The 18,111-nt window shown below is 43.6% G+C and carries 14 protein-coding genes; 10 read left to right on the forward strand and 4 right to left on the reverse strand.

The genetic code is table 11. The features are described 5' to 3' along the window. The first annotated feature begins 39 nt into the window (after positions 1 to 39). Positions 40 to 960, forward strand: a complete 921-nt coding sequence (locus O3Q51_15470) for a hypothetical protein (GenBank protein ID MCZ4410215.1) — start codon at positions 40 to 42, stop codon at positions 958 to 960. A 31-nt stretch (positions 961 to 991) separates the two neighbouring features. Here the strand turns inward: O3Q51_15470 and lysA are convergent, their stop codons facing one another. Further along, complete coding sequence (gene lysA, locus O3Q51_15475; GenBank protein MCZ4410216.1) at positions 992 to 2,221, reverse strand: diaminopimelate decarboxylase; 1,230 nt, start codon at positions 2,219 to 2,221, stop codon at positions 992 to 994. Between the two features lie 171 nt (positions 2,222 to 2,392). On the opposite strand from lysA, the gene O3Q51_15480 reads away from it, so the two are divergent. The 6 genes from O3Q51_15480 (at position 2,393) to O3Q51_15505 (ending at position 10,621) form a co-directional block, all read left to right on the forward strand. Beyond that, positions 2,393 to 2,860 (forward strand): MarR family transcriptional regulator, encoded by a 468-nt coding sequence (locus O3Q51_15480; GenBank protein ID MCZ4410217.1) that lies wholly within the window; start codon positions 2,393 to 2,395, stop codon positions 2,858 to 2,860. A gap of 8 nt (positions 2,861 to 2,868) precedes the next feature. Continuing rightward, the gene (locus O3Q51_15485; protein MCZ4410218.1) at positions 2,869 to 5,277 is read left to right on the forward strand and encodes a 3-hydroxyacyl-CoA dehydrogenase NAD-binding domain-containing protein; all 2,409 of its coding nucleotides are present in this window, start codon (positions 2,869 to 2,871) and stop codon (positions 5,275 to 5,277) included. A 12-nt stretch (positions 5,278 to 5,289) separates the two neighbouring features. Continuing rightward, a complete protein-coding gene (locus O3Q51_15490) occupies positions 5,290 to 6,465 on the forward strand; it encodes an acetyl-CoA C-acyltransferase (protein MCZ4410219.1) in 1,176 nt (391 codons plus the stop codon). Between the two features lie 12 nt (positions 6,466 to 6,477). Further along, positions 6,478 to 8,277: an acyl-CoA dehydrogenase family protein gene (locus tag O3Q51_15495; protein ID MCZ4410220.1), complete on the forward strand. Its 1,800-nt coding sequence runs from the start codon at positions 6,478 to 6,480 to the stop codon at positions 8,275 to 8,277. A gap of 256 nt (positions 8,278 to 8,533) precedes the next feature. Beyond that, on the forward strand, positions 8,534 to 9,025 hold the full coding sequence (locus O3Q51_15500; protein ID MCZ4410221.1) for a lipocalin family protein: 492 nt from the start codon (positions 8,534 to 8,536) through the stop codon (positions 9,023 to 9,025). Beyond that, positions 9,026 to 10,621: a DUF547 domain-containing protein gene (locus tag O3Q51_15505; GenBank protein MCZ4410222.1), complete on the forward strand. Its 1,596-nt coding sequence runs from the start codon at positions 9,026 to 9,028 to the stop codon at positions 10,619 to 10,621. Positions 10,622 to 10,630: 9 nt separating this feature from the next. Here the strand turns inward: O3Q51_15505 and O3Q51_15510 are convergent, their stop codons facing one another. Next, positions 10,631 to 12,370 carry a carboxypeptidase-like regulatory domain-containing protein gene (locus O3Q51_15510; protein ID MCZ4410223.1) on the reverse strand — a complete coding sequence of 580 codons (1,740 nt, stop codon included), beginning with the start codon at positions 12,368 to 12,370 and terminating at the stop codon, positions 10,631 to 10,633. Between the two features lie 61 nt (positions 12,371 to 12,431). Further along, complete coding sequence (gene fabF / locus O3Q51_15515) at positions 12,432 to 13,685, reverse strand: beta-ketoacyl-ACP synthase II (protein MCZ4410224.1); 1,254 nt, start codon at positions 13,683 to 13,685, stop codon at positions 12,432 to 12,434. A gap of 244 nt (positions 13,686 to 13,929) precedes the next feature. On the opposite strand from fabF, the gene O3Q51_15520 reads away from it, so the two are divergent. The 3 genes from O3Q51_15520 to O3Q51_15530 are packed head-to-tail and all read left to right on the forward strand — an operon-like array spanning position 13,930 to position 16,749. Then, positions 13,930 to 15,084: a pitrilysin family protein gene (locus O3Q51_15520; protein MCZ4410225.1), complete on the forward strand. Its 1,155-nt coding sequence runs from the start codon at positions 13,930 to 13,932 to the stop codon at positions 15,082 to 15,084. A 2-nt stretch (positions 15,085 to 15,086) separates the two neighbouring features. Beyond that, positions 15,087 to 15,731, forward strand: coding sequence for an O-methyltransferase (locus O3Q51_15525; GenBank protein ID MCZ4410226.1), 645 nt, complete (start codon positions 15,087 to 15,089; stop codon positions 15,729 to 15,731). A gap of 4 nt (positions 15,732 to 15,735) precedes the next feature. Next, entirely contained in the window at positions 15,736 to 16,749 is a 1,014-nt protein-coding gene (locus tag O3Q51_15530) for a beta-eliminating lyase-related protein (protein MCZ4410227.1), read from the forward strand. Here O3Q51_15530 and O3Q51_15535 read toward each other — a convergent pair. Next, positions 16,746 to 17,900: an OmpA family protein gene (locus O3Q51_15535; protein ID MCZ4410228.1), complete on the reverse strand. Its 1,155-nt coding sequence runs from the start codon at positions 17,898 to 17,900 to the stop codon at positions 16,746 to 16,748. The two genes, O3Q51_15530 and O3Q51_15535, sit on opposite strands and share 4 nt — an antisense overlap. Between the last annotated feature and the right edge of the window lie 211 nt (positions 17,901 to 18,111).

Here is an 18,111-nt window from a genome sequence, read left to right on the forward strand (position 1 = left end):
GATCTACCAATTACTCTAGTTATATTTAAAGGCCGGCGAATGACACACACTCAAAAACTCCTGTTTCTTCTGTTTCTTATAGTTGAAAGTATGACGCATGCTCAAGAGGCTAGAGTCATCAAAGTCCCGATCATCATCGAGAATAACCTGATCAGTGTGATACTTGCTGTTCAAAAAACGGATACGCTCTTGCTATACACTGACACAGGAGGCAAAAACTACTTGTACAGAAGCGGACTAAAAAAACTCGGACTGAAAAAGAGCAAGTCTAATCTATGGAGTCCTGAGATTGCTAAGATTTTCCGCTCTTCGAACATTCCCCTTCCCTTTGAAAAGCAGTTGAATTTCATAAAAGATCCAAAGGCCTCCGAAGACGGAATGCTCGGGCGAGAATGGTTTGCCCGAAGGGCTTGGCTCTTTGATTACGAAAGTGAAACATTGAGTCTTGCAAATTTTACACAACAAGAGACTGAAGCGGAAGAAAAAATTCCATTGGGTTTCAAAAAGGATAGCCTCGGAAACCATACAGACCACTTGCCGCGAATAGAAGTTTTCATTGATAATGACACACTGTCTTTTCTCTTTGACACCGGGGCACAAGCCTTTCTTTCGGATGAAGCTCAAGCGTATTTTCAATGCACTGAAAAAGTGGCTACAAGCTTTATCAATGCTACCTATTTTGAGAAATGGAAAGCTGCACATCCCGATTGGATGATTCTAAAAGGCGGAGATCAATCCTTTGGAAAGAGTGCGGATATAATCGTAGCGCCTCACGTACAGATTGGCAGTCGATCTATCGGTCCTGTGGCTTTCACAAAAAGGGAAGACTTCAACTTCGAGATCATGTCTGAACGGTTTATGGATTCCGAAATAGTTGGGGCCATTGGCGGAAACGCACTGAGCCAACTCGAAAGATTCATTATCGACTATCCGAATGAAATGATGAGTCTTATCGATTAGTGAAACCAGCTGATCAAAATCGATTCACGGTCTAGAGAACCTCAATCTGATTTTTCATCAAATCATCAAAGGTTTCCCTTTTTCGAATCAGGTGAGCTTTCCCATCAAGAATCAAAACTTCCGCAGGCCGCAAACGGGAATTGTAATTCGACGCCATCGTAAATCCGTAAGCTCCGGCATTGTAAATGGCCAATACATCTCCCGCTCTCACTTCAGTCAGCTTTCGGTCGTAGCCGAATGTATCCGTCTCGCAAATGTATCCGACTACTGAGTAGACCCGCTGCGTTTCACCTCGATTACTGATATTGACGATATGATGATAGGCCTCGTACATCATCGGCCGAATGAGGTGATTTTGACCCGAGTCCACCCCCGCAAAAACAGTAGAAACGGTCTGCTTCACCACGTTGACCTTCACTAAAAAAATACCCGCTTCACTCACCAAGAACTTTCCGGGCTCAAACCACAATTCGAGCTTCTTGCCATAGGTTTTGCAGAATTCCTCGAACCGCTTTCCGAGAACTTTTCCCAAGCGATCGATATCAGTGGTCACATCATCTTTGCGATATCCCACCTTAAAACCTGAGCCGAGATCAACGTACCTGAGGTTCTCGAAATTCATCGCGGCTTCAAAGAGCAGTTCTGCTGCGTGAGTGAACACTTCGGCGTCCACAATATCGGATCCTGTGTGCATGTGCAATCCGGCAATGTCCATATTGTTGGCTTTCACCACTCGGATTACATGCCTGATTTGATGTATCGATATTCCGAATTTCGAATCAATATGTCCCGTTTGGATATGCGCATTTCCCCCTGCCATCACATGTGGATTTATGCGAATACAAACGGGAACTGAGCTTTGGTATTTGTGACCAAACTGCTCCAGAATGGAGATATTATCGATGTTGATATTGACGCCCATTTGAACAGCCTCCTCCATTTCTTCCATAGATACACCATTGGGTGTATAGAGGATCTCCTCAGGCTCGAATCCTGCTTTTAAACCCAGGCGAACTTCATTCATTGAAACCGCATCGATTCCACTACCCTCCTGCTTTAGCAGTTTCAAAATATTAATATTCGAATTGGCTTTACAGGCATACTTGATCTTTACGTCTATTCCTTTAAATGCACCTGCGAGCTTTTTGTATTGCTCTCTTATTTTGGCTCCGCTGTATACGTATAACGGTGTTCCAAATTCTTCGCTAAGGCTAAGTAAACTTACGCCCTCAACTGCATACTCCTCATTTTCAACTTGCATCAACTAAATAGATTGCGAAAGTGTATTTATAAATGCTTAAAGCGCTCAAAATTAGAAGAAGCTCGAAATAACCGAACATTTAGGAGGATAATTCAGTGAAGAGCACAACCAAAACTGATTAATTTGTTATGCGTGCATACCTTTTTTTATTACCTTAGCGGTCACTAGATTATGAAACCACAACAGACTATCGATTTTCACCTGCGCTGGCTTTGGCAAAAGATCATCCGCATTTACAATCAGGAAGCCTCCAAATTCGGAGGAACCATGTCTGTGGGATATGTTCTATTGAACATAGATAAGGATGGGACTCCCAGTACCAAACTCGGCCCAAAAATGGGTATGGAATCCAGAAGTCTTACCCGGACTTTAAAGTCGATGGAAGAAAAAGGTCTTATCTACAAAACCCAAGATGAGACCGACGGTCGACTCGTACTTATACACCTCACCAACGACGGAAAAAAATACCGCGACACCTCGCGTGAAGTAGTGCTCAAACTAAATGAATACGTTCACGAAAACATTGACAGCGATAAGCTAGAGACTTTTTTTGAAGTTTCGATGCAAATCAATGAGCTACTCGATAATCCGAGCATCTATAAATTGAAAACCGAATTATCCCCAACCGATAAAAAGTAGATTAAACCATGAGCAAAAGAACCATAGAAAAGGTAGCAGTTTTGGGATCAGGAGTAATGGGCTCCCGAATTGCCTGCCACTTCGCCAACATCGGCGTTGAAGTGCTTCTTCTCGATATCGTTCCTCGCGAACTGAACGAGAAAGAAGCCGCAAAGGGTCTCTCTTTGGAGCATCCGTTAGTGCGAAATCGCATCGTAAATGATGCCTTGCAATTCGCATTGAAAAGCAACCCCTCTCCCATCTATTCGAAGGCTTTCGCCAAAAGAATAACAACCGGAAACTTCGACGATGATATGTCGAAAATCGCGGATGTAGATTGGATCATAGAGGTAGTGGTAGAGCGACTCGACATCAAGCAACAAGTATTCGAAAATGTCGAAAAGTACCGCAAACCGGGAACGTTGATCACTTCAAATACTTCGGGTATTCCAATCCAGAGTATGAATGAAGGTCGCAGCGATGACTTCAAAAAGCACTTCTGCGGAACGCATTTTTTCAACCCCCCTCGATACTTGAGACTATTGGAAATCATTCCCGGTCCCGATACCGATGAAGCGGTGATTGATTTCTTAATGGAATACGGATCTCGATTCCTCGGAAAAGAGACGGTTCTCTGTAAAGACACGCCGGCCTTCATCGCAAACCGTGTTGGAGTTTATTCCATTATGGAGCTATTCCATATCGTAGAGGAAATGGGATTGACCGTAGAACAAGTCGACAAACTCACGGGCCCCGTGATCGGCCATGCCAAGTCGGCTACCTTCCGCACGGCAGATGTAGTGGGACTTGACACGCTTGTTCATGTGGCAAATGGAGTTAAGAACAACTGCCCTGACGACGAAAGAAACGATGTTTTTGCCATTCCAGGTTACGTTCAGAAAATGGTAGAGGGCAATCGACTCGGAAGCAAAACAGGTGAGGGCTTTTTCAAAAAAATCAAAGGCGAAGGCGGAAAATCAGAAATTCTGGCGCTCGATCTTAAAACGTTGGAGTATCGACCAAGCGAACGAGCCAGTTTCCCGACTTTGGAAATGTCCAAGTCAATCGACAGCCTCAGCCAACGACTTCCAATGCTTTACGGCGGCATGGACAAAGCGGGGGAATTCTACCGCAAGTCTTTTCACGGTCTGTTCAGTTACGTTTCTTACCGTATTCCGGAAATCAGCGACGAGCTTTACAAAATTGACGCTGCGCTTCGCGCAGGCTTTGGCTGGAAAATGGGCCCATTTGAAAAATGGGATGCCGTGGGAGTTGAGAAGGCGCTTAAAAACATGGAGAAAGAGGGCGTTAAAACTGCCCCTTGGATTCAGGAAATGCTCGACGCGGGAATCACTTCTTTCTACAAGATTGAAAACGGAGCGAAGTACTTCTACGATGTAGCAAGCAAGTCTTATAAAGAAGTGCCTGTTCTTGAAGGACAAATCTTCCTCGACAACATCGGCGGAGATGGCGTGATCTGGAAAAACTCCGGAACGACCATAAAGGATCTCGGCGATGGCATCTTGAACATCGAGTTCCACACCAAGATGAACACCATTGGTGGTGAAGTCATCGAAGGTCTCAACAAAGCAGTTGATTTGGCTGAAGCCAATTACAAAGGACTCATCGTTTCAAACACGGGCGACAACTTCAGTGCGGGAGCCAATGTGGGAATGATCTTCATGATGGCGGTTGAACAAGAGTTTGACGAATTGGACTTTGCCATAAAGCGATTCCAAGACACCATGATGCGCATGCGCTATAGCAGCATTCCTGTTATTGCGGCCCCTCACAACCTCGCTTTGGGTGGTGGTTGTGAACTTTGTCTGCATGCAGATAAGGTGGTCGCCCACGCAGAGCTTTACATGGGTCTCGTAGAATTTGGCGTGGGAGTGATCCCTGGTGGTGGCGGAACCAAAGAGTTTGCGGCACGCACATCCGATGAGATCAAAGATGGCGACATCCGAATCAATACACTGAGAAACAGATTCCTTACCATCGGTCAAGCCAAAGTGTCTACCTCAGCTTATGAAGCATTTGAGCTCGGATACTTGCGAAACGGAACTGACGAGGTAGTGGTGAATAGAGATGACCAATTGGCTTACGCCAAACAGTCCGCTCTTTTAATGGCTCAAAAAGGATACACCAAACCGGTAAAACGAACAGACATCAAAGTTCTTGGGAAAGAAGGTTTAGGGATCGTCTATGTCGGTGCCAACAGCATGATGAGTGGAAACTACATGTCTGATCACGATCGAGTTATTTCAGAAAAACTAGGTACCGTACTCTGCGGAGGCGACCTATCTGAAATCACCGAAGTTTCAGAAGACTACTTGCTCAAGCTGGAGCGAAAAGCCTTTTTGGAATTGTGCCAAACCAGAAAGACAATGGAAAGATTGGAGAGTATGGTGAAAAAAGGAAAAGTACTTCGAAACTAAACCCCGAAAAAAATGAACGCATATATAGTATCAGGATATAGAACAGCAGTTGGGAAAGCACCCAGAGGGGTTTTTCGCTTTACTCGACCAGATGATTTAGGTGCTGCCGTGATCAGAAAAATCATGGCTGAAAATCCTCAAATTGACAAGGAACTCATCGAAGACATCATTGTGGGAAATGCCACACCTGAGGCTGAGCAAGGACTGAATGTGGGAAGAATGATTTCACTCATGGGCCTTGACACCGAGAAGGTACCGGGTATGACTGTGAACAGGTATTGTTCTTCCGGGTTGGAAACCATTGCGATTGCATCTGCTAAGATTCATTCAGGTATGGCGCATTGCATTATTGCGGGTGGTGTTGAATGTATGAGCCCTATCCCTTTCGGGGGATGGAGAATCGTCCCCAATTCAGACGTAGCTAAGAAAAACCCCGATTGGTACTGGGGAATGGGGCTCACTGCTGAGGCCGTAGCTCGAGACTACGAGGTATCCAGAGAAGATCAAGACCAATTCGCTATGCAATCTAATCACCGCGCTGTAGCAGCAATTGACGCAGGTCGATTTAAGGATGACATCGTACCTATTGAAGTGGAGCAGATTTTCCTCAAAGACGGAAAGCGAACCACCTCAACGTATACGGTTGATACTGATGAAGGGCCTAGACGTGGCACAAACATGGAAGCACTCTCAAGGTTGAGACCCGTTTTCGATGCAAAAGGAAGCGTGACGGCTGGAAATGCCTCACAAACTTCTGACGGTGCCGCATTCGTGATGGTAGTTTCAGAGGAATTCTTGAAAGAACACAACCTCACTCCCATTGCACAACTAAAAAGCTACCACGTATCGGGACTTGAACCAAGAATTATGGGTGTAGGTCCAATTTACGCCGTACCTAAGGCCGTAGAAAAAGCGGGGCTCAAAGTGAACGATATCGAGCTTTTTGAATTGAACGAAGCTTTCGCTTCTCAATCGCTAGCAGTCGTTCGAAACTTAGGTCTCGATCCTGAAATCGTAAACGTAAACGGAGGAGCAATTGCACTCGGTCATCCACTTGGATGCACGGGCGCTAAGCTTAGCGTACAACTCTTTAATGAAATGCGTCGTAGAAATAACAAATACGGCGTAGTAACAATGTGTGTAGGTACCGGTCAAGGCGCCGCGGGTGTATTTGAATTATTGAATTAGAAAATTAAGAAAATGGCAGAAGTAACAGAACAAAACAAAAAGGCAATTAAGGGCGGTGAATGGCTAATCCGAACCACAGAACCCTCAGATATTTTCATTCCTGAAGAGTGGAGTGAAGAACACCAGATGATCGCTAAAAGTGCAAAAGACTTTTTGGAGGCGGAAGTATATCCGAATCTCGACCGAATAGACAGCATGGAAGAAGGGCTTATGCCATCTTTAATGGACAAAGCAGGTGAATTGGGTATGCTTGGATTAAGCGTTCCTGAAGAACTTGGTGGTCTCGGTATGGATTTCAAAACGTCCATGCTCGGTGCCGAAGTATTTGGCCCCGGACACTCTTTTTCGGTAGCCTACAGCGCGCATACAGGTATTGGAACTTTACCCATCCTTTACTACGGAAACGAAGAGCAGAAACAAAAGTATATTCCAGGATTAGCAACAGGTGAGCTCAAAGCAAGCTACTGCCTTACTGAGCCAAGTTCAGGTTCTGATGCCAATTCAGGGAAGACTTCCGCAAAATTGACCGATGATGGTAAACACTACCTTATCAACGGTCAGAAAATGTGGATCACCAATGCAGGATTTGCCGATGTTTTCATTGTATTTGCCAAAATTGATGACGACAAAAATCTAAGTGCATTTATCGTTGAGAAAGAATTTGGAGGAATCACTCTGAATCCAGAGGAGAAGAAAATGGGAATCAAGGGGAGTTCGACTCGTCAAGTATTTTTCAATGACTGCAAGGTTCCCGTAGAGAATTTGCTTTCCGAAAGAGGAAACGGATTCAAAATAGCCTTGAATATTTTGAACATCGGGCGAATTAAGCTTGGTGGCGGTGTGATTGGTGGAAACAAGGACATTATTGATCACAGTGTGAAATACGCTCTCGAAAGAAATCAGTTTGGAAGATCAATTTCAAAATACGGAGCGATTCGTCATAAATTAGGTGAACAAGCCACTCGTACTTTTGTAACCGAGTCTGCCATTTATCGAGCTACTCAAAATATACAAGACGCGATTGATGCACTGATAGCAGGAGGAAAGGATAAGCACCAAGCTACCCTGAAAGGCATCGAGCAGTATGCGGCCGAATGTGCCATGATGAAAGTACTCGCATCAGAAGTATTGGATTATGTAGTCGATGAGGCTGTTCAAATTCATGGAGGAATGGGTTATAGCGCCGAGACTCGAGTAGAGCGCGCCTACCGAGATGCTCGAATCAACCGAATTTTCGAAGGAACCAACGAGATCAACCGCATGCTTACGGTAGACATGCTCATTCGCAAAGCAATGAAAGGCGAGCTCGATTTGATGGGCCCTGCTATGAGCGTTGCCAACGAACTGATGTCTATTCCTGAATCTCCCGAAGATGACGGCAAGCCGATGTTTGAAGAGCGAATGCTCGTTGAGAACTTTAAGAAATGTGTTCTTATGGTTGCAGGAGCTGCGGCTCAAAAGCTGACTCAGACTCTGGCAAAAGAACAAGAAGTAATGATGAACATAGCGGACATGGCAATCTGGACGTATGCTTCTGAATCTGCTATTTTGAGAACCATGAAAATCATGGAAACCAAAGGTGAAGAAGCAGCCAAGGATCAGGTAGCTATGACAAAAACATGGCTATACGATACCTCTGATCGCATGAACAAAGCAGGAAAAGATGCCATCAATTCATTCGTCGAAGGCGATGAGCTAAGAATGATGATGATGGGATTGAAGCGATTTACAAAACACGCACCGTTTAATTCAAAAGATGCGCGTCAGCAAGTTGCATTGAGCTTGATCGATGCAGGGAAGTACTGCTTCTAATTACCAAATTAAGAGTCTCATCTCTAAATCCACTTGTCTTTTAGGCAAGTGGATTTTTTTTGGACTACAGGAATTCCAACTTTTTGAAACTCTGCCCTACAGAAAAAAAGGCAGATGCAGTTCGAACCTCTGGTCAATCGTCATTTTTGAGAATCCAATTTGATAAATTTCTCTCTTAGCTTGTTGTGCGAAGTGTCCGCTGAACGACTAATCTGATGAGACTTGACTCCGTTATTAGCACTAAATATCTATTCCGATGAAAAAGACACTAATGTATTCCGTTTTAGCTCTATTCATTTTTGCGGCATGCAATGAATCAGAAGATGAGCCACAAGATCCATCAAACAACTCTCAAGATGCAGCTATTCAAGAGGGCGAAGTAGATGCTACTGATGCGGCCTCATTTAAAATGATGATTGATGCCGGTGATGAAAAAACGTGGTTGGCAAGTGCGTTCACCTTAGCAGGTCAGACCACTTTTACCGATTGCAGATTAGATGATGAGATGGTTTTTAATGTCGACGGGACTTACATCTACAATGGTGGAAACGATCTTTGCGGAGCAGAAGACAATGCGCAAGTAAAGAGCGGCACTTGGGAAATTGACTTTGAAAATCGATCTATTATTTTCGACAAAGAAAGCAACAACGAAGAGACCGCGGAAGTAATAGGGTTAAGCGAAAATGAAATACGCCTTCAAGGGTCCTACATGATGATGCAGGTGCGCGGGGTGTATACTGCAAACTAAATGAGGAGCTTCTTCATTGCCATCTTCTGTTTCTTAGGATCAGCCGCTTTCGCGCAATCTTCTTCCGAAGAGATCACGCTATCTATTGACCACTTGTTGGATTCATTCGTCGAAAACGGCAAAGTGGACTACAAAACCCTTGTTTCGGTTAAATCAAACCTAGATAAACTAGTTGAGCAGATTGGGCGGTTCCCTTTAAGCTCGGTAGATGCTAACGAGGAAAAAGCGTTTCTGATTAATGCTTACAACATCTTCGTTATTAAACAAGTGGTGGATAATTATCCGATCGCGTCCCCTCAGGAGAAGGGCAATTTCTTTACAGAGAAGAGATTCGACTTGAGTAACTCAAAAAAATTGAGCCTCAATGATCTAGAAAAAAATATCCTTCTCAGAAAGTATCCGGACGCTCGACTCCACTTTGCACTGGTATGTGCTGCCGAGGGCTGCCCCAAACTCAGATCAGAAGCTTATACGAGTGCTAGCCTCGAAGAACAGCTGGAAGAACAGTCCAGGCTTGCATTGCAAAATCCGTACTTTTTGGACTATGACGATACCTCGAATAGTCTGAATATCTCCAAATTATTCGACTGGTACGCCACAGACTTTGGCGGAAACAAGCAAGAGCGAATCGAATTCATAAACCGGTATGCCTCGAAGAAAGTCCCGATGGATACGAAGTTTGAATACAACGAATACGATTGGACGCTAAATGGAAAGGATGCTCAGGTCGGGAACGCCCCTGAAAAGGAGATGAGCAACCTCCAGCTTTTCACCCCTTCAGCGCTTTTTACCAGAGGCGAATTTGAAGTGAATGTATTCAATAGTATTTACTCACAACAAAGTTTTAGGGATGAAGAAGGAAATGAAGATGATCTTGGGGAAACCCAAAATTTCTTCACCTCGATGATTATGCTCACTACCGGTGTTTCCGAGAAAACTCGCTTTAATGTTGGCTTGGATGTTTTCATCTCAAAAGCGAGGTATTCACCTGAAGATGTTTCGGCGCTAAACGTATTTAGCAATTCTGATGATGCCACTTTCAACGAAACGGTTGTCTCCTATATCGCCCCACGAATAAAATGGGTGCCTTTCAAGACAGTCCCCAGGCTATCCATACAAAGTGCTTTATGGATACCTGTAAGCGATCAACTCGAAGAAGAGAGATTTATCGCACATGATCGATATACTTGGTTTACTCAAGTCTTCTTCGACAAAAATTTGGGCGATGATTTCCAGATATTCTTAGAAGCAGATTTACTCTACCGATTTGAGAATTCCGAACTCCATAATTACGACTTCTTCAGAACCCCTGTCAGTGTGTTTTTGAGTTATTTCCCCACTTCAAATTCCACTATTTATGTGTTTTCGCAATACTCTCCACGTTTCGAAACTACAATGGAAATTGATGATTCGGTAGAAATGGAAATAGTTGAAGAATTCGGAATGACAAGTTGGTTTGCCCAATTTGGGATTGGGGGAAAATACCAAATTACGGATGCACTGGGAATCGAACTTTCGTATTCAAACTTTGCCCTGTCGAGATCAGAAGGAGCAGGGCACACTTTAAATTTCGGTTTGCGCTATATTCACAGATAGATCCGTCTATCAATTGCCTTCTTGAAACAATTCCTGAGCATCGGGAAATAGAAATAACTCGACGTTGTTAACCCCGGTAACCGGCATCAATTCCTCATTGTACTTTTCAAGTGCCCTCAATGAAGATCCCGAGTCGGTATCGCGAAAATAGCGTTCCGTGGCTCTATTGAATCTTTTCGAACTCAACTCATAGAGATTCAAAAGCTCTTTCGGTGAAATATCATCAATGGAAGCGATCGACCCTTCCATTTTTCTACGCTCCACTTCACAGAGATCAAAATGTAAGTTTAGAAAGAGGTCTGTGAGTGAATCTGACTCCAACGCATAATAAGAATCATACACGTCAAAGATGCACTGACTGAAATGAGATATCATGGAATCAACCTGAATAATATCAAAATACAACTCGACATCTAGATTAAATCTTTGCCTTCTTGGTGTTGAAGTGCGCCCTGAAATGGCCGTAGGGTCATGATAAATAAGGTTCAATCTCAATCTCGCCGTATCTGACCAGAAGACGTTTGAGTGATCTACGACGGATTGTAGCCCACCAAATTTTCTATACTCATCCTGTTTTCTATAGTTCTTCAAAGTTCCGTTCTCAGCAATAAATTCCTGATTTCGCTTGAATCTTTCACTCTCAACAAAAGGGCGTCCTACTTCCCAAAGCGCCTCATGAAAGGGAGTGTTAAGCAGTTTTTGATAATCGTTCAATACTGTTCCGTAAGAGAATTCAGGGGAGAAAAACGGAGTATTAAAATCATAGAAGTAGATCAATCCATCTGACTGAATTCTCCGCTCAAGCCAAGGCCCCGTATACCCTTCACCAATCGGAATTGCCGAAACATAAGAATAGTTGAAGTCAATAAGATAAGGAGCAACTCCTGTTTCTTGCTGTGAATAAAGCCACTTAATATCCAACGTTAGTGGCCTAAGGGAGTCAGTTTCAAAAAGTGGGATGAATGGAGTTCGATTTGGGTTTTGTATCGAGAATTCGATTTCTGTCACATTCATCTTCTCATCGATTGAAAAGAAACCAGAGAAAAATGATTCACTATTGGCTGGCTTCGCGTCGAAGTAGACCGTTTTCTCCCCTGATTTGAATTCGATCAGTTTGAAATCATACAGCTTATTCATTTCGTTTCTTTTTAATGAAAACGGACTTTCGGGAAATCCGGCACTGTTCAAGGGGTTATGAGATTGGATAACCTGCGACATTGAAAGGCTCATAAAAAAGGAGTTGTTCACGGGAGCTACGGCCACCCTACCCGACTTGTATTCCAGACCTTCAATGCCAGCATCTCTCAAATCGGCGTTGTAATAGACTTCAAGCAACTCGGTTGGCAAGGAGTCTTTTTCGGTAAACAATTCCAAGAATGCCTTGCTGCGCGTATAGCCGCTTTTCAAAAGCTGCTTTTTCGCTTGATCGATATATTTCAAGGCGCGCTCATCTGCTTCGATAACGGTAAATTCGGCAAGTTGACTAATTGCGGGAAATAAGCGAATCTCAAAATATGAACTTTCAATATCTGCCAAAGCAAAGCACTTCGAAGAAAAACCCGTGCACCTCACTTCAAGTGTATCTCTTCCGCCAACTTCTATTCTGAACTGACCATCTTGATTGGAAATGCTACCTGCAGCAGTGCCGATAATAGCGATGGTGGAAAATGGAAGCGGATCGCCAGATTGACCATCGATAACACGACCTTCAATAAGTGTCTCTTGACCAGAGCAGAGCGGTACTAACACAAAAAAGGAAAACCAAAGGCTTAGAGCCTTCGCAACTGATTTGTTCCTGCTATAAGATAGCCTATTCCTCAAACTTTTTATAAAGTACCGAAGTATTGTGTCCACCGAAACCGAAGGTATTGCTTATCGCCGCATTTACCTTGTGCTCTTGTGCTTGAGGACCTGCTATTTTCAATTCAGAGGGGATGGCAGGATCCAGTTCAACCGTATTTATGGTAGGTGCAACCACTCCATCTTGTATTGCCTTGATAGTGAAAACACTTTCTACAGCGCCCGCACCTCCGATAAGGTGACCTGTCATGGACTTTGTTGCTCCAACAATGAGATTCTCCATCTTACCACTAAACAGTTTGGAAATCGCTCTCACCTCGCTGATGTCTCCGACGGGGGTTGATGTAGCATGAGCGTTGATGTAACCGATTTCTTCCGGTGAGACTCCTGCTTCTTCCATGGCCAACTCCATCGCACGAATAGCTCCGATTCCATCAGGATGCGAAGAAGAAAGATGGTAGGCATCTGCGGTAGATCCGGTTCCTGCCAGCTCGGCGTAGATTTTTGCTCCTCGCGCTTTGGCATGCTCCAGCTCTTCCAATATAATGGCGGCTCCACCTTCACCCATCACAAATCCATTTCGAGTAACATCGAATGGTCGAGAGGCTCTTTCGTAATCGTCATTATCGGCAGAAAGCGCTCGCATAGTAGAGAATCCCGCCATGATAGGAGCGGTAACGCCTGCTTCGGCTCCACCGCAAATCATCACCTTGGCTCGACCCAGCAAGAGGTTGTTAAAGGCATCGATGATAGCGTGATTGGAACTAGCGCAAGCCGATGTAACGGCAAAGTTGACTCCCATCAATCCGTACTTCATTGATATCATTCCAGGTGCTATGTTTGGAATCATCTTAGGAACGAAAAAAGGACCAAATCTCGGCGCTGCTTCGCTCTTCCAGTAAGCACTGGATTCTTCATCATAGCTATTTACACCGCCTTTTCCGGTTCCCCAAATTACGCCTACATCATAAGGAGACATTTGCTCGAAGTCTATCCCGCTGTCCTTTACAGCTTCTGCTGCACAATGAATGGAATACTGTGTGTAAATATCACTTCTTTTGATCTCGTTTCTATCCAAGTAGATAGTGGGATCAAAACCTTTTATCTCGCATGCAAAGTGAGTTTTGTGCAGAGAGGCATCATATCTGGTAATCGGACCTACGCCATTTTTTCCTTTTAAAGCGTTTTCCCATAGCTCTTTAGAAGAATTACCTATTGGGGATACAGCCCCCAATCCTGTTACTACTACTCTTACTTTGCTCATCAGTCAGCGAATAAAATGATTGATAGTGTTTTACTCTTTACTAGTCTGCAATATTAATTGACTTATTTAGAACAAAAAGCAGATTATCTGATTTGTTTCCACATGAAAAGTATTCAGACCTTCTCCTTTGAAAGTACTCTTTGAGTTTACAAACTAAGTATCTTTGCGCTTCTCTATGGAATTTCGATTTCGCAAGCTCTCAAATAACATACGCACTGTTCATCTCGCTCTACAAGACCACCGAGTGTCACACTTGGGTCTAACCATTGAAGCAGGTTCGAGAAATGAATTGACGCAGGAACAAGGCATTGCTCATTTTATTGAGCACTTACTCTTTAAGGGTACTAAAAAGCGGAAGGCTTTTCATATCCTCAGCAGGTTGGATAGTGTAGGCGCTGAGCTAAACGCCTATACTTCAAAAGAAGAGACAGTGATCTACGCTTCTTTCTTGAATGAACACTTTGAGAGAGCTGCAGAAATAATTGCAGATATCGCCTTCAACTCAACCTTTCCCGTAAAGGAAATCGAAAAGGAAAAAGAAGTTGTGTTGGATGAAATCCTAAGTTATCAGGACAATCCTGCCGAATTGATTTTCGATGATTTTGAAGAGCTACTCTATCCGAATCATCCCATGGGTAGAAATATTCTGGGTACGACAGATTCAGTATCCGGCTTTCGCCAAAAGGATCTTTCTCATTTCGTCGAAAGACAATACCATACCGATAGAATGGTGGTAAGTCTGGTTGGTGAAATCAAAGAGTCAAAGGTTCAACGAATCATGGACAAGTATTTTGGTTCAATTCCTTCGACTAAGTCTAGCTCTAAAATCATCTCACCAGGTAGAGCAAATATTGAGCGCAAAGAAGTGGACATGGATACCTTCCAAGCTCACCTCATCATTGGGAGTGAAACGTACGACATCCATCACAAGCAGCGCATTCCTATGATTCTTCTTAATAATCTCCTTGGTGGGCCGGCCATGAATAGCAGGCTGAGTATGAATATCAGAGAGAGGTACGGTATTGCCTACAATCTTGAGTCATCTTATACCGCCTATTCCGATTGTGGCGTATTCACCACTTATCTGGGAACTGACAAAAAATGGCTGAGTAAAAGCGAAAAGTTAATACTTAGGGAACTTAAGAATTTGAGGGACCAAAGGCTCACCACAACGGGGCTTCACAGAGCTAAGCAGCAATTGAAAGGTCAATATGCCCTCGCCAAAGAAAGTGGTGCCGGAATGATGCAATCCATTGGTAAAAGCCTACTTGTGCTTGACAAAGTAGTAGACTCTGAAAACATTTTAAAACAAATTGAAAACATTACGGCAGAAGAAGTAATTGAGGCCGCTAACTTTACCTTCGACCCAAATAAACTGAGCACACTTATATACAAGTAGACATGGAATTTATCGACGCAGAACTGGACCAATATGTTCACGATCATAGCGAAGCTGAAAGTGAACTTTTGAACGAATTAAACCGAGAGACCTACTTAAAAGTACTCCAACCAAGAATGCTTTCGGGACATGTTCAGGGCAGAATCTTGAGTATGTACTCCAAACTGATAAAGCCTGAATGCATTTTGGAAATCGGCACCTACACAGGTTATTCGGCCATATGCCTAGCCGAAGGTTTGGGTGAAAGAGGAATTCTTCATACCATCGAAAAGAATGAGGAGCTCAAACCTATCATCGACCAATATTTTAAACGTGCCGGCTTTCGGGATAAAATTGAACTTCATATTGGTGATGCCTTGCCTATAATTGAATCTATGGACGCCACATTCGATTTGGTTTTTATCGATGCCGATAAAACAAATTACCTCAACTATTACGAGGCGGTATTGCCGAAGATGAAGTCGGGAGGATGCATCATAGCCGATAACGTGCTATGGAGTGGAAAGGTACTTGACGAAGATGAGTTGAAAAATGATCCGGATACTGCGGTACTCAATGAGTTTAACAAGGCGGTTACGGCAGACGACCGTGTCGAAAATGTGCTACTTCCCGTTCGTGATGGGTTAATGTTGATTCGTAAAAAGTAAATTCATGTTTGACCTGAGAAGTGATACCGTTACCAAGCCGAGTAAGGAAATGCTGAAAACTATGTTCCACGCTGAAGTTGGCGATGACGTTTTTGGTGAAGACCCTACCATCAATCGATTGGAATCAATGGGAGCGGAAATGATGGGACATGAGGCGGGTCTGTTTTGTCCGTCAGGAACGATGACCAATCAAATTGCTATCTCTATTCATACGAAACCGGGTGATGAGGTTATATGCCATGAGAGCTCTCACATCTATAATTATGAAGTAGGAGGTATTGCCCGAAATTCCCTCAGTTCAGTAAAACTCGTTTTTAATGATGATGCTATTTTAACACCGGAAGAAGTGGAAGATTCCATACTCGCCGACCACGATTGGCTAGCAAGAACTTCATTGGTTGTAGCCGAAGACACCTCGAATCGGGGGGGTGGGAAGTGCTATGAATTCGAGCAACTAAAAGCGCTCAGCGGTGCTTGCAAAAAGCACAAGCTCGCCTTTCACCTGGATGGAGCAAGAGCATTCAACGCGATTGTCGAAAAGGGCCATGACCTCGCTTCGTATGGTCAATTATTCGATTCACTTTCTATTTGCCTTTCAAAGGGACTGGGAGCTCCCGTAGGTTCATTACTACTGGGGAGCAAATCATTTATTAAAGAAGCCAGACGGCGCCGAAAAGGTATGGGTGGAGGAATGCGTCAGGCAGGCTACTTGGCCATGGCAGGAATCTATGCTTTGGAAAATAATGTAGCCCGCTTGCAAGAAGATCATGATCTGGCCAAAGAAATCGCGGAAACGTTGAAGGGCTGCTCCAAGGTGGTGAGGGTGATCGAACCAGAGACGAACATTTTGATTTTTGACGTGGATAACTTGTCAGAAGTTTACCTGGCGAAATTGGAACTACATAACGTTCGCGGAGTATCTTTTGGAAAAAAGCGGATTCGTCTGGTGACCCATATGGACATAGACCGCTCGAAAACAGATGATTTAAAGGAGTCGCTAAAGAGGGCTCTGAATTAATTAATCAAGTTTACTTCTACCCTTCTATCAGCAGGACCGGAAGTGGTGCTTTCGGTGTCACCTAAATAAGTTACGACTACGCGGTTTCCTTCTATTCCCATCGACTCAAGGAATACCCTCACCGACTCGGCACGCTGTTGTGATATCCAAGCATTGTACTCTGAATCCCCTGACCTATCAGCGTATCCGGTCACCAATGCTTTTTGAGAAGGATTCTTCACTAAAAGTACTATTGTCTTATTGAGTCGTGCTTTTTGTACCTCGCTCAATTCATACTCATTCTTTGCGAAGATCAGATATTCAGGCCCACTTTCAGTTGAACTACGAGATGGCTCGTCCTTCAGCTCAGTTATCATCTGTCGCATTTCGGCCATATCCTCTCTCAAGTCGCTGTTGTCTCTTCTATTGATCTCATCAATTTGACTTTGGAGATTCTGAAACATTTCAGAATAGTTGGATAAAATTCTATTATTCTCCTCCAAAAGAGTTACCACTTCCTCAGAGAAATCGTTTTTCTTTCTTCGATTTTTCTTCGAAGGCCTTCTATTGGATGCAAAGAGGTCGGGGTTGAGACTTAAATCTCCAAGATTATCATGAATTGCAGGATCAGCCATCAATTGAAACTCTTCCGCCGGCATCACCCTGATTTTATTGTCATCTTCTTGACTTTCGTCAATAGACATATACTCCTCTATAAACTCAGTTGCTTCAGCCATGGCAGATTCTTTCAGGCTAAAAACAAGACTTTGAAAACCATAAAGGCTTAAATCATCTTGATCCAAAGGATCACTAAGACGACGACCGTTGAGCTCTTTAAGATGAGATGCTTGACTTAATACATCATCAGAAAATCCTTGAAACAACTCCGAGAAGGGCAAGTCATTTATCCAAATTGCATTCTTGACCAAGGCACTGGCACTTTCATCAAAATCAAGTGCTGAGGAATACACGCGAATTTGGCCATTTTCGACAAAATAATTGTCATCGACAAATGACTTCAGGCCGTAGCTGATCATCTGGTTTAAGAGAGACTGCTTCGTGTTCGATGCAAGCTCATATTCATTGATGATAATGGTCTGTTCTTTGAAACCACTCAGTACATAATTCTCAGGCACGTCACTAAGAGGCTCACTGTGAAAACGATTTATCACGGTAACATTTTGCGCAGATAATGTGAAAGCCGCACAACAAATTGTGGTAGTCAGTAATTTTGTAAGCACCTAGGTCGAAACACTCCACCAACTGATGGATTTCTTCGTCAAATTTCGACAAAACCAAAACCAAAGTCCACTTAATGACCCCAAACGTTTTGAACAGAATACTCGTTAATTTGAGCTTTTTGTGGAAAAGTCACGGCTCCCA

The organism is Cryomorphaceae bacterium 1068 (assembly GCA_027214385.1).
GTDB lineage: Bacteria > Bacteroidota > Bacteroidia > Flavobacteriales_D > Cryomorphaceae > JAKVAV01.

Bases quoted from the DNA above. Each gene is read 5' to 3' on its own strand.
- O3Q51_15470 (MCZ4410215.1), top strand. From the start codon at position 40: ATGACACACACTCAAAAACTCCTGTTTCTTCTGTTTCTTATAGTTGAA.
- lysA (MCZ4410216.1), bottom strand. From the start codon at position 2,221: ATGCAAGTTGAAAATGAGGAGTATGCAGTTGAGGGCGTAAGTTTACTT.
- fabF (MCZ4410224.1), bottom strand. From the start codon at position 13,685: ATGAGCAAAGTAAGAGTAGTAGTAACAGGATTGGGGGCTGTATCCCCA.
- O3Q51_15530 (MCZ4410227.1), top strand. From the start codon at position 15,736: ATGTTTGACCTGAGAAGTGATACCGTTACCAAGCCGAGTAAGGAAATG.
- O3Q51_15495 (MCZ4410220.1), top strand. From the start codon at position 6,478: ATGGCAGAAGTAACAGAACAAAACAAAAAGGCAATTAAGGGCGGTGAA.
- O3Q51_15485 (MCZ4410218.1), top strand. From the start codon at position 2,869: ATGAGCAAAAGAACCATAGAAAAGGTAGCAGTTTTGGGATCAGGAGTA.
- O3Q51_15490 (MCZ4410219.1), top strand. From the start codon at position 5,290: ATGAACGCATATATAGTATCAGGATATAGAACAGCAGTTGGGAAAGCA.
- O3Q51_15480 (MCZ4410217.1), top strand. From the start codon at position 2,393: ATGAAACCACAACAGACTATCGATTTTCACCTGCGCTGGCTTTGGCAA.
- O3Q51_15505 (MCZ4410222.1), top strand. From the start codon at position 9,026: ATGAGGAGCTTCTTCATTGCCATCTTCTGTTTCTTAGGATCAGCCGCT.
- O3Q51_15525 (MCZ4410226.1), top strand. From the start codon at position 15,087: ATGGAATTTATCGACGCAGAACTGGACCAATATGTTCACGATCATAGC.
- O3Q51_15500 (MCZ4410221.1), top strand. From the start codon at position 8,534: ATGAAAAAGACACTAATGTATTCCGTTTTAGCTCTATTCATTTTTGCG.